We start from the raw sequence: 12,127 nt of genomic DNA, 5'->3' as shown, positions 1-12,127 counted from the left end.
GGATTTAAGCGATGAATGAAAAAACCACTTTAGATTTAGACAATTTGCGTGAGCTCATTGACGGCGTTGATCAGCAACTACTGCATTTATTACGTAAGCGATTAGATCTTGTTGCTCAAGTCGGGGCGGTTAAGCATGCTGCTGGGGTGCCGATTTACGCACCGCAGCGTGAAGCGTCAATGTTGGCGAAACGCCGTAAAGAAGCCAGTGAGATGGATGTTTCACCGCAACTTATTGAAGATATTTTACGTCGTTTAATGCGTGAGTCCTATTTGAATGAAAAAGATGTCGGATTTAAGCAAGTAAAAACGGATCTTGGTCATATTGTCATTGTTGGTGGTGAAGGCCAACTTGGTGGTTTATTTAGTCAAATGCTGACGCTGTCTGGCTATACTGTAAAAAGCCTTGATAAAAACGACTGGCATCGCGCAGACGAGTTATTTGATGGCGCTGGCATGGTGATCGTTACCGTGCCAATTAATGTCACTTGCGAGGTGATCAGCAATCAATTAAACAATTTAGCTGATGATTGTATTCTTGCTGATTTGACCTCAATTAAAACTGAGCCTTTAAATGCCATGCTTGCCGCTCACAATGGCCCTGTAGTGGGTTTACACCCAATGTTTGGCCCTGATGTGGGCAGTTTAGCAAAACAGGTTGTGGTGGTGTGTGATGGCCGTGAACCCCAAGCTTATCAATGGTTGCTCGATCAAATTATTATTTGGGGTGCACGCATTGTTAACGAAGATGCACAAAAGCATGATAAAGCCATGCAACTAGTGCAAGCCATGCGTCACTTTTCAACTTTTGTTTATGGTTTGAACTTATGTAAAGAGCAGGCCGATATTGAGACGCTTTTACAATTTAGTTCGCCTATTTATCGTTTAGAGTTGGCTATGGTGGGGCGTTTGTTTGCTCAAGATCCAAAGCTGTATGCTGATATTATTTTTGCCCAAGAAGGTAGCCAAGTCGCCATTAGTGATTATCTCGATAACTATGGTCAAGCGCTTCAACTACTTAAGACCGGCAATCGAGATGAATTCGTGTCTCAATTTGAGCAAGTTGCAAAATGGTTTGGGGATTTTGCGCCACAATTTCAGCAAGAAAGCCGCGCTATGCTACAGTCTGTCAATGATATGAAGACCAATTAAGCCGAGTTAACGCTGAATAATATTGCGAAATCATCAAACAGGGATTAAGGTTAAAGGGAGCTGCTTTTAAGTAGCTCTTTTTTTCGGACTAATAGGAGTGATAATCTAATGACAAATACTGAGGTTTACACCGCAGAAGATTTATCGCTTGGGCATTTTTTATATGCACTAATGAGCGCCTTTCCACTCTTTTTTTTACCAGTGTTTTTTAGTTTATTAATTAATATTTCCCAAAACCGTATTCCAGCAAGCTCTTTGCTGGGCTCTCATTTAAGATGGCAACGTAATAGCATGACAGGTTTGATGCCATTATTGATCTTAGGCTATTTTACTCCTCAATTATGGCTTAGTGTCCCGATATTTGTATTAGCTTTAGGCTGGTTTAGTTATCGTATTTTTAAAGGATGGCTTGGGTTAAATGATAATGTCAGCATGTATTAATTGTTGATTAACCAATAAAAAACCGAACTTAAAGTTCGGTTTTTTATTGGGGTAAAAGCAACCGCATGGTTTGGATAAATGATGCGGTTGGTTGCTGGTTTTATTGATGAAGCTCGTGTAGCAAGTGATGTTGGTCATCTGCCTCTGCCAGTTGTTGCTCATTCAGAATCAGCCCGTTGGCCTGTAGTTGCTTAACCGCTATGGCTTGCTGATGTAAAAGTGGGCTGTTAACCGCGTAACTGGTATTAACAATAACTGGCAAGTGGCATTGATGCTTTATTGCAATTAATCCGGCTAAATCCAATGACAGTTGCTCAGGATTAGTAAAGCTTCTAATGCCTGCTTCAACCAAGATCAGTTGTTGATTACCCGTGGTTAAAACTCTATCTGCAGCAGTAAGCCAGTCAGAGGTACTTGCCATAGTATTGCGCTCAAGCAATACCGGTTTACTGATAGCGCCAACTGCATCTAACAGTTCTTTATCAAACATCGCCTTACCGGCAAGATAAACCATATCGGCCGACTTTACTGCGATATCGAAGCTGCTTACTGAGTCAACTTCAATGGCACTGAACAAGCCTGCTTGCTCAACGATATGACAATAGTTTTTAAGGTTTAACGGCGATAAGTTATCTGTAGATGGAGCTTGTAGCAATACCCCTTGATAACCAGACTCTTTCACCTGCTTCACCTTAGCGGCAAATAAGTCATCGGTGTCTGTAAGGGTCATTTGTTGCAGCGCAACTAAGTCCTTTTCACCAATGGCACACTGTTTGGTTTCAATAATGGTCTGCTCTTGTCGATACAACTTCGAATGCTTAGGGGCATCAAGATTGTCACTGGCAGTTTTATTGGGGGCTTTAGAGCTATTTGGCTCAATCACTAGCTGACTACTATTAAGTTGAGTTGGTTTGACGGTTTCACAAGGGTAACAGCCCAGCACTTTTATAAAGCGTGTCAGTCTTTCTAATTCTTTTAAGGCTTGCTGCATATCATGGTTTGCAAGATTTTCATCAACATCAAGGTAGAACATTTCTTCCCACGGGGTGCCAGGGATTGGGCGAGACTCTAACTTACTCATATTAATGTTATGGGCTTTTAATACGAGTAGCGCCTCAACTAGCGCGCCGGGCTTTTGTCCTGTAGCCATAATCAAGGTGGTTTTTGCCGGCAGTTGTGACGGCACTGCTACAGCTTTGCGTGCAACCACAATAAAGCGGCTTTGATTAATTTTTTGGTTGGCTAACCCTTTTTCTGTGGCACTTAATTGATATAAGGCGCCGCCTTCAGCACTGCCAATAGCGGCAACACTGTCATCATCTGCGTCAATGACTTGCTGCATGGCTTCAGCACTGCTTGAGCAATAGGCCAGCGTTAAGTTTGGATGTTGTGATAACCACTGACTGCATTGGCTAATGGGCTGTGGGTGAGCAAATACGGTTTTGATTTGTTCTAATTCAGCATTATTTTTGGTGAGTAAGCAATGGCCCACTTCAATGGTTGTTTCTCCGACAATTGAAAGAGAGGTGTGTTGCAGCACGTCATACACTTCATTAATTGAACCCGATGAGGTATTTTCAATAGGTAAAAAACCTAAGTCAGCATGGCCGAGTTCAACTGAACTGATAATTTCATCAAAACTTTGGCAGCCTAAATCAATCATTTCTACTTGGCGGCGCTGACAAAAACGGCTGGCGGCGAGATAAGAGTATGAGCCTCTAGCACCTAGGTAGGCGATGGTCGATTGTTGTTGCTGGATTTCAGGGTTAGCACGGCCATGTAAAAAGGCTTGTTGATTCAAGACTGAATCTTCAATAATGCTTTGATAAAGTGAGATAACAAAGTGAGCATCTAAACCTTGCTCTCTACCTTGTTGAACTAAGCGTTCTAATAATTCTTTTTCCCGCTGCGTATCTCTGATGGGCCTAACATCGACTTCTTTACTTCTGGCGACATCAAGGCTTAATTCACGCCTTTTGGCTAGTAAGGCTAATAAGTCCTTATCTAGTGAGGTAATTTGTTCTCTGGTCTGACTCAATTCTGGCGCTTTTTTCATAATAGCCTCAATGACGACTGCTTAGCTGACGTGGTGTTGAACAGCGAGCATTAAATATTTAATAATAAAAAGCCCCCCAGTTGGGAGGCTCTAAATTTCATTTTCGTTTTTACACAAAAAATCGGCCTCAATATGGGGGCTGAATAAAAAAGAAAATAAAATTGCGGCTAGTGATATTTTTCATACTGTAAAATTAAAGCGCTAAGCTATCAGTGTCAATCAAATAATGATCAAGTTTGCCCATTGTTTATGGTTTGCATAAAAAAGCGCACCCGAGGGCGCGCTTTGGTTTAAGAGTAATAAAAAACATCAAGCTGCGGTTTCCTCCTTGTAGACATACTCAAAATCATTATCGGTTTCAGTTGTTGGTGAAACGTGACGTTGAGCCTGGGGTTTATGAGTCAGGCGATTTAGCTGTTTTTCCAGCTTTTTACCCATTGCAGTTATTGCTGCGTAAAGGTTTTCATTTTTCGCCTGGGCGAATAGTTCTCCACTTGGCAAGCCTACTGACGCTTCTATCTTAAAGAGCTGCTTTTCCTGAGTGATAATTACATGCGGGTTAATGAGTTGTAGATCATGTCTTGCGAGTTTTTCAATTTGTCCTTCGATACGTTCAAGAATCGGTGCAGTTACTTCAAGTTGCTTGCTAGTGATTTTCAGCATATTTCGAACCTTCTGTTGTTTGCTTAAGTTCAGATTACCAAGCTCTGAAAGAAAAATCGTGATCTGAATCACATTTTATAGGCCTTTTTAGACTGTTTGATTCATATTTGATCGCTTAGACAATTTAGCTAAAAAACCGCTTAAAAAGTCTTGAAACTCAATCTAAATAGGCGCATATTTGAATGGATAACAACCTAGCTTACCTCCCATTTTTGAACGATTTTTGTTCACCAACTCCATTCTATGCAGCGGTTCAACGTCATTGAAACCATGTTTGCTGCCAACGTTTATACTGCTTGTCATCACTGGCTCCAAATATCTTTCTAAGTTTGACACTCATATCCAGATTTAAGGCCGCACTTATAGGCAAAGCCCTATTTTCAGAGCTGATTAAATAAACCCAAGTCTTGTGTTTTAATCCAATAATACAGAAACATGTAAGCTGTTGATGCTAATTGCTCCACAAGTGCTAGAGTTTGCACTTGTTTGATGAAACGCTGTAATACTTAATTACTTTTCTTTACCTTAAGGGTCTATGAGTGCAAGAATTTGCTCTTTATAATCAAGCATATTAAAAGAACTAAGCTTAAGGCACATCTATGAGTATAGAACAAAAAAAAATTAAGGTATGGGATATACCCACTCGATTATTCCACTGGTTTACGGTGGCGTTGCTGATTTGTTTGTGGTGGACAGCAGATGCAGGAGAGATGGAGTGGCACCAAGTTTGTGCTTATAGCTTTTTAGTGCTGATTGTCTTTAGGTTACTGTGGGGGGTTGTAGGTAGTGATACCGCAAAATTCAAAGACTTTGTCGCTGGACCTAAAAAAGTTATTGGTTATTTACGTGAGCCGTTAAAAGAGCCTGTTGTTGGCCATAACCCTATGGGTGGTTATATGGTGATGCTAATGCTATTTGTGCTCACATTGCAGTTGCTAACGGGCCTATTCGCTACAGATGATATCTTTACCGAAGGACCGCTTTACGCCATGGTGTCTTCTGATACTGCTTCATTTATGACATGGTTACACAAAATGAACTTCAATTTTATCCTTGGGTGCATCGCATTGCATCTTTGCGCGATTACGATTTATGCCATTAAAGGACACAAGTTAGTAGGTGCGATGATTTCGGGTAAAAAAACCTTAACCCATGAGGAACATAAATTACTGAGCGCTGAGCCTAAAATGAAATCACCGTTACTTGCTTTTGGGATTGTCATGATACTTGGTTCAGGTGTCTGGGTATGGCTTATTGCACCTATCATTGCGTTTATGTGATTGAATTAATTCAAGAGACTGTCAGAAAAAAGCCCACTTCAGTGGGCTTTTTATTAGCGAGCTAAAATATGAATAGCATATTTAAGGCGCTGAATTTTTAACAATGTTTTATGGTTAGTCTTTCTTGTACATGTCATGGCAGCCTTTACAGCTTTTGCCTGTATTACCAAATGCTTGCTTGATTTGCTTTTTATCACCTGTTTGGGCTGCCAAGTCTAACTTAACCGCATTTTCTTGGAATTCGGTCATCTTAGTATCAAAGTCTGCTTTATTTGACCAGATCTTTGCTAAAGCTTCTGTATCGCCGTTATCAGAGCCTGCAATAAAACCTTCATGAGGGATTTTAGCTAGTGCCGCTAAATTAGCAGCGCGAGTTTGAAATACTGTTAATTCAAACTCTTTTTTGCCTTTCATCATTGCAGCCATATCGCCAAATTGGTAGCGGATTAAACTAAAACCTGCTTTACGATAATCGATAGCGTCATTGGCATCTTCAAAGTTATGTGCGTTGACAGTTGGAATAAGCAATGCGCTGACAGCTAAGGCCAATATTTTATTTTTCATGACAGATCTCTTTTTATTTATTGATTTATAGGTGTTTGTCACATTTTAAGCATAAATTTGAACCAAGTGCGAGTCTAGTTTTGTGTTTAATTGTAAATTTGATTTTTACAATAATTATCAGGCATATTTTGCATATATGATTTCTGTAAAAGCTGAATTGTTGCTACACTTTGTACTGTCGAGGCATTACTAAAAGAGAGCGTTATGCGAGCTAATTGGGATTCAGTTGTAGAAAAGGTACTAAGCTATCCAAATTCTGACGAATTAGGCATTTTATTTCAGTTATTAATGACAGAAGAAGAGCGTAGTGCAGTTGCTGGTAGGTTAAAGGTTTTTCAACTTTTATTGCAAGGTGAGCTAAGTCAGCGTCAAATATCTGCAGAATATCAAGTGAGCATTGCGACCATTACTCGCTGTTCAAACTATTTAAAAAATATGCCTCAGGCGCAAAAAGACAAAGTCCAGCAGCTGATACTGGACTAGTTACTTATGTCGCGCTAGCTATCTAAATTTAGCTTTAATGTTCGTTGAGGGATGCTTATGGCATCGATAGCTGATACGGCGCAGTAATATATAGCCTCCGTATGTAAAAAGCCCTATCGACAGTAACTGTGCTGAATCTTGAGGGAAAAAACGAAAGGTGATTACGGCCGAAATAATGTAAATGAATGGCATAAAGCCATATATTGAATCGGGTAGGTAACCCTCGACTCGTTTTCTTTTCTTATCCGTTCGGCGGTTTCTAGAGCGTAGGTTCCAGACATGAGCGCCGTAAAAAAAGACTAATATTGAAGCAACGACAATATAGGGTTGTTCAATGAAAGGTACGCTAGCTGCGCCGACAATCATATAGGCGTAAGGTAAGATTTCGTATAGCGGTTTAATTAACATAAGCACTCCTTCGCTTTAAATTAATTTTCAAACAGCAACAAAGGTTAACTCTATAACCTTCAAACCCAGCTGCTTTCTAGTTACCAAAGCACAGAGAAAGAAACAAAACCTGTGCCCAGTAATGCTTGTGGTTAAGTTTCACAGACAATCTATCTATGATTAATAATAACGTAAAAAAAATACGTCAACCTAAAAAAGGCTAACGTATTTAATAATTCAAACTTTAGGCTGAGTTAATCCAGTCTAAGTTATTGAATCAATGTCTAGGACAAAAATTGTTTATTAGACTTTAGTGGCAGCCACAACCGCCATTGCCATCACAACCCGGTTTGTCAGTACCACAAGCTTCATGGGCGTGCTCGCTGCCACAACCACCAGCAGCATGAATATGACCATGGGCAATTTCTTCGGCAGTTGCTTCACGTACATCCATCACTTCAACGCTGAAGTTTAATGCTTGACCAGCTAAAGGGTGGTTGCCATCAACAACGACTACAGTATCTTTTACTTCAGTAACTTGAACTGGGCGTTGACCCATTTCAGTTTCAGCAATAAAACGCATACCTGGCACGATGTCTTCGATATCGCCGAATGCTTCAAGAGGGACTTCTTGTTTTAGGCCGTCATGGTATTCACCATATGCTTGTTCAGTTGGAATATTCGCGTCAAATTTGTCACCAACAACTTTACCTTCTAGCTCAGTTTCTAAGCCTGGAATTAAGCCTTCAGTTCCGTGTAGATAAACCATAGGTTCAGCTTCAAATGAGCTTTCGATTAATCGACCTTCTTGATCGGTTAAACTGTAGTGAATAGTTACTGCTGCATGTTTTGTGATTTTCATAACGACTCCAATTCTGAATGTGGCGGCATAATACTATTGTTTTTACAAAGTCGCGATAATTTGTATCAGCTTTTGCTTATTCAATCACATGTTTTTAAATCAAGTATCTCGCTGGCTGACATTTGCTTTAAATCGTGGCGCATCCGGTTACTTATCCTTTGACAATGGATGTTTTTACCATTGTTGCTGTGACTAAATTTACGCGCAGTACACAGGTCACTGTTTTTAAATAGATTAGATGAATCATTTTCATGGTGATTTGCGCTGCCATGTTTATGAAAATGCTAATTTTAGTGCTTAGGCACTGAAATTTAATGCAAGATGACTTTTGGCGCTTTTGAATAACCATATAAAAATCATAATAATAGTAAGTCTCTGACTTGTAAGTATTTATTCTTGTATATCTTTTTTTGGGTTACGTTTACGTAAACATACTAAAAACTTGTTTTGGAGGCGTTTTTTAGTGTGATAGCTGCGATTATTGTGATTTCAGCAGTGATTTAGCTTGTTATCAATAGAGTGCTTAAAAATAAACCACTAATTAGGGGTTGACAACCTACCTTAAAAAAAGCAATTCTGTTATCAATTCAAAACAAACACATATTAAATCGAGTGTAATGATGAAATCCGTTAACCATGTTGTAGTTACCATTATTACAACCACCACAATTAACATTGTGGGGGCGGGCTGATTACACCCTAAAGATTTATAACGACAAGCCCGCTTCCCACAAAGAAGCGGGCTTTTTGTTTTCAGATTTAAAATTAATATTTAGTGCTAGCGAGTTAAGGGAGAAGAATATGAAAGTGATGAAGTTTGGTGGAACCTCGTTAGCCAATTGGCAACGTTTTTTGATGGCAGCAGACATTATTGAACAAGCTGCAGCTGAAGAGGCTATTGCGACTGTGTTATCAGCGCCTGCAACTGTTACCAATGCCTTGTTAGAGTTAGTAAGTCTCGCACAAACCAATCAAGACTATGCAGCGGTATTAGCCCATATTGAGTCGGTTTTTAGTGGCCTTTTTAGTGACGCTGAACAAGCGTTAATTTCACCGCAGCAAAAAGCGCTACTGGATGAAAAGCTGGCGCTGCAATTAACTGACTGGAATGACAAAGTCACTGGAATAAAGCTGCTTAACGAATGCCCCGATCATGTTCAAGCGCAGGTTATCGTCTCTGGCGAGCGTTTATCGGCAGCCTTAATGGAACAAGTGATGCTAGCAAAATCACTTACCGCAGCGCAATTTGACCCAAGAAAATTATTCTTAGCCCATGGTAAGCCACTTGAATCTATTGTTGATATCAATGAAAGCAAACCGCGTTTTGCTGCGCTTTCATTAAATGAAGCACGGGTATGGATTATGCCAGGTTTTACTGCTGCTAATGAGCAAGGTAAAACAGTGACTTTAGGGCGAAATGGCTCAGATTACTCTGCAGCGGTTTTAGCAGCTTGTCTTGATGCCTCAAGCTGTGAAATTTGGACTGATGTCGATGGGGTTTATAACACGGATCCACGCGTGGTATTAGACGCTAAATTACTTGAACAACTTAGCTATCAAGAAGCTATGGAGCTTTCTTATTTTGGTGCTAAGGTGTTGCACCCTAAAACCATTGCACCGATTGCTCAGTATCACATTCCTTGCTATATCAAAAATAGTTTTAACCCATCAGCGCCTGGCACATTAGTGTCTAATCAGCCTGACAAAACAGGCTTGCAGGTCAAGGCCATTTCTAACCTTGATGAACAAACCATGTTTAACATTTCAGGTCCTGGCATGAAAGGCATGGTGGGCATGGCCAGTCGTACCCTTGAAGCGATTTCTCGCAGTGGTATTTCAGTTTCATTAATCACTCAAAGCTCGTCTGAATACAGTATTAGCTTTTGTGTTAGCTCTAATGAAGCTTATAAAGCAAAACAAGCATTAGAAGTTGAATTTGAGTTAGAAATCCAGTCTGAGTTACTCGAGCCTATCGAATTAAGACAAGATTTAGCAATTGTGTCGCTTATTGGTGATGGCATGAAAACCCATAAAGGCGCCGCTGCTAAGTTTTTCAGCGCCCTGGCTAAAGCCAGCGTTAATATTATCGCCATCGCCCAAGGCTCGTCAGAACGTTCGATTTCTACTGTAATTGAGCAACGTAAAACTAAGCATGCCATTGCCGCCTGTCATCAAGCCTTCTTTGATGTTCAGCAGTATTTAGATGTGTTTTTAGTAGGCAGTGGTAATGTGGGGGCAGGGCTATTAGAGCAAATCAAACAACAAGCCTCGATGCTTAAAGAGCAGCATATAACCATGCGAGTATGTGGTATTGCCAATTCTCGTAAAATGCTTCTGAGCAGTGCTGGGCTAGATTTAAATAATTGGCAGGCTTTATTGGCTGATAGCGATACAAGCTATGATCTCGCAGAGATGCTGGCCTGGGGTAAAGAACAGCAACTGCTAAACCCTGTTTTAGTTGATTGCACTTCAAGTGAGTTGGTTTCAGATCGTTATCTTGATGTGATGAATGCTGGCTACCATGTCGTCACCCCGAATAAGAAAGCCAACACTCGTGATTATGCTTACTACCAACAATTGCGCACAACGGCGTTATTGCAGCGCAGACAATTCTTGTATGAAACAACCGTAGGTGCTGGCCTGCCAGTGATTGATAACTTAAAGAAACTGCTATATGCCGGTGATAAGTTACAGCGATTTAATGGGATCTTATCTGGTTCATTATCTTATATATTCGGCATGTTAGATGAAGGCATGAGCTTATCAGAGGCCACCTCAATCGCTCGTGATAAGTGTTTTACAGAGCCGGATCCTCGTGAAGATTTAAGTGGTTTGGATGTGGCGCGAAAAGTACTAATTCTTGCTCGTGAAGTGGGCATGCCATTAGAACTTGATGATATTAATGTTGAATCAGTTCTGCCAAGCTCGTTTGATGATTCAGGCGATGTAGACACCTTTATGAATCGTTTACCACAACTTGATGCGCAAGTCAGTGCGCGAGTTGAATCGGCAAAAGCGCAAGGTAAAGTACTGCGTTATGTGGGTCAGATTGAAGCAGGTAAGTGTCATGTACGTATTGTAGAGGTTGATTCATCAGATCCGTTATACAGCGTAAAAGGCGGCGAGAATGCACTGGCATTTTACAGCCGTTATTATCAGCCTATTCCATTTGTATTACGCGGTTATGGTGCGGGTACTGATGTGACTGCAGCTGGCGCGTTTGCGGATGTATTAAGAACTTTAAACTGGACTCGCGAGGTGGGGCTATGAGCAAACAAGTCACTTCGGATAAAGCGATAACTGTTTATGCTCCTGCTTCAATGGGTAATGTCGGTGTTGGATTTGATCTACTCGGCGCTGCGCTTGCGCCAATTGATGGCAGTTTACTGGGTGACAGAGTGATGATTGAAGCGGCTGATGCTGGTGTTCATTATTCTCAAACGGGTCCATGGGCGCATAAGTTACCAGAAGATGGTAAACAGAATATCGTCTATCAATGTGCTGTGTTTTTTCTTGAAAAACTTAATGCTAAACAAGGTGTGGCTATTTGTTTAGAGAAAAATTTACCAGTTGGCAGTGGGCTTGGTTCTAGTGCAAGCTCTGTGGTTGCAGCACTTTATGCATTAAATGAGCATTTTGAGCAGCCTTTTGATGAACAAGCATTATTGCTTTTAATGGGCGAGTTTGAAGGAATGATTTCAGGCAGTGTTCATTTTGATAATGTTGCCCCTTGTTATTTAGGCGGCATGCAGTTGATGCTAAATACTCCCAATAAGGTGTGCGCTGGTATTCCTACGTTTAAGCAATGGTATTGGGTGGTGGCCTATCCGGGGATCTCACTGTCAACGGCCAAGATGCGCGACTTATTACCACAGCAATACGATAAAGCGGTAGCCATCGATTTTGGCCGTCATTTAAGTGCATTTGTGCATGCAAGCTATCAGCAAGATCCAAAGCTTGCTATTAGCGTTTTAAAGGATGTGATGGCTGAGCCTTATCGAGCCGATGCGATTCCGGGTTATAGCCATGCGCGCGCAGAACTTGAAACGTTAGGCATGTTAACCACCGGCATATCAGGAAGTGGCCCAACGCTGTTTTCTGTAACCGATAATCTAGAAACTGCTAAAGCTGCTAAAGCATGGTTAGAGCAGCATTATTTATCACAGGCTGGTGGGTTTGCCCATGTCTGTCAACTTGATGAGCAAGGTACGCGTCGAGTTTAGTCACCACATTTTAATTT

At 40.9% G+C, this 12,127-nt stretch carries 12 protein-coding genes and 1 other annotated feature; of the genes, 6 read left to right on the top strand and 6 right to left on the bottom strand.

Annotated elements, in window-relative coordinates:
* Positions 1–11 precede the first annotated feature (11 nt).
* Positions 12–1,151 (top strand): bifunctional chorismate mutase/prephenate dehydrogenase, encoded by a 1,140-nt coding sequence (gene tyrA, locus BCU57_RS11115; protein ID WP_102439223.1) that lies wholly within the window; start codon positions 12–14, stop codon positions 1,149–1,151.
* 108 nt (positions 1,152–1,259) lie between these two features.
* Complete coding sequence (locus BCU57_RS11110; RefSeq protein ID WP_102439222.1) at positions 1,260–1,592, top strand: hypothetical protein; 333 nt, start codon at positions 1,260–1,262, stop codon at positions 1,590–1,592.
* A gap of 100 nt (positions 1,593–1,692) precedes the next feature.
* Here BCU57_RS11110 and pheA read toward each other — a convergent pair whose 3' ends face one another.
* The 3 genes from pheA to BCU57_RS11095 form a co-directional block, all read right to left on the bottom strand.
* Complete coding sequence (pheA, locus tag BCU57_RS11105; RefSeq protein WP_102439221.1) at positions 1,693–3,648, bottom strand: prephenate dehydratase; 1,956 nt, start codon at positions 3,646–3,648, stop codon at positions 1,693–1,695.
* Between the two features lie 62 nt (positions 3,649–3,710).
* Positions 3,711–3,826: a sequence feature (Phe leader region), on the bottom strand.
* Between the two features lie 131 nt (positions 3,827–3,957).
* On the bottom strand, positions 3,958–4,311 hold the full coding sequence (gene hpf, locus BCU57_RS11100; protein ID WP_102439283.1) for a ribosome hibernation-promoting factor, HPF/YfiA family: 354 nt from the start codon (positions 4,309–4,311) through the stop codon (positions 3,958–3,960).
* Between the two features lie 162 nt (positions 4,312–4,473).
* Complete coding sequence (locus tag BCU57_RS11095; protein WP_157936440.1) at positions 4,474–4,614, bottom strand: hypothetical protein; 141 nt, start codon at positions 4,612–4,614, stop codon at positions 4,474–4,476.
* Positions 4,615–4,910: 296 nt separating this feature from the next.
* Here BCU57_RS11095 and BCU57_RS11090 point away from each other — a divergent pair, with 296 nt between their 5' ends.
* Positions 4,911–5,591, top strand: coding sequence for a cytochrome b/b6 domain-containing protein (locus tag BCU57_RS11090; RefSeq protein WP_102439220.1), 681 nt, complete (start codon positions 4,911–4,913; stop codon positions 5,589–5,591).
* Positions 5,592–5,705: 114 nt separating this feature from the next.
* On the opposite strand, the gene BCU57_RS11085 is transcribed toward BCU57_RS11090, so the two are convergent.
* The gene (locus BCU57_RS11085; RefSeq protein ID WP_102439219.1) at positions 5,706–6,155 is read right to left on the bottom strand and encodes a c-type cytochrome; all 450 of its coding nucleotides are present in this window, start codon (positions 6,153–6,155) and stop codon (positions 5,706–5,708) included.
* Between the two features lie 204 nt (positions 6,156–6,359).
* On the opposite strand from BCU57_RS11085, the gene trpR reads away from it, so the two are divergent.
* Positions 6,360–6,638, top strand: coding sequence for a trp operon repressor (gene trpR, locus BCU57_RS11080; RefSeq protein ID WP_102439218.1), 279 nt, complete (start codon positions 6,360–6,362; stop codon positions 6,636–6,638).
* 18 nt (positions 6,639–6,656) lie between these two features.
* Here trpR and BCU57_RS11075 read toward each other — a convergent pair whose 3' ends face one another.
* Positions 6,657–7,046 carry a hypothetical protein gene (locus BCU57_RS11075; protein ID WP_102439217.1) on the bottom strand — a complete coding sequence of 130 codons (390 nt, stop codon included), beginning with the start codon at positions 7,044–7,046 and terminating at the stop codon, positions 6,657–6,659.
* Positions 7,047–7,335: 289 nt separating this feature from the next.
* Positions 7,336–7,887: an FKBP-type peptidyl-prolyl cis-trans isomerase gene (locus tag BCU57_RS11070; protein ID WP_102439216.1), complete on the bottom strand. Its 552-nt coding sequence runs from the start codon at positions 7,885–7,887 to the stop codon at positions 7,336–7,338.
* A gap of 801 nt (positions 7,888–8,688) precedes the next feature.
* Between BCU57_RS11070 and thrA the strand changes: the two genes are divergently transcribed.
* Both thrA and thrB read left to right on the top strand, forming a co-directional pair.
* Positions 8,689–11,157, top strand: coding sequence for a bifunctional aspartate kinase/homoserine dehydrogenase I (gene thrA / locus BCU57_RS11065; RefSeq protein ID WP_102439215.1), 2,469 nt, complete (start codon positions 8,689–8,691; stop codon positions 11,155–11,157).
* Positions 11,154–12,110: a homoserine kinase gene (gene thrB, locus BCU57_RS11060; RefSeq protein WP_102439214.1), complete on the top strand. Its 957-nt coding sequence runs from the start codon at positions 11,154–11,156 to the stop codon at positions 12,108–12,110. Before thrA ends, thrB begins: the two co-directional genes overlap by 4 nt.
* Positions 12,111–12,127 lie beyond the last annotated feature (17 nt).

It is taken from the genome of Shewanella sp. 10N.286.48.B5, from assembly GCF_002874355.2.
Lineage (GTDB): Bacteria > Pseudomonadota > Gammaproteobacteria > Enterobacterales > Shewanellaceae > Shewanella.
This window is presented reverse-complemented; position numbering and strand designations above follow the sequence as displayed.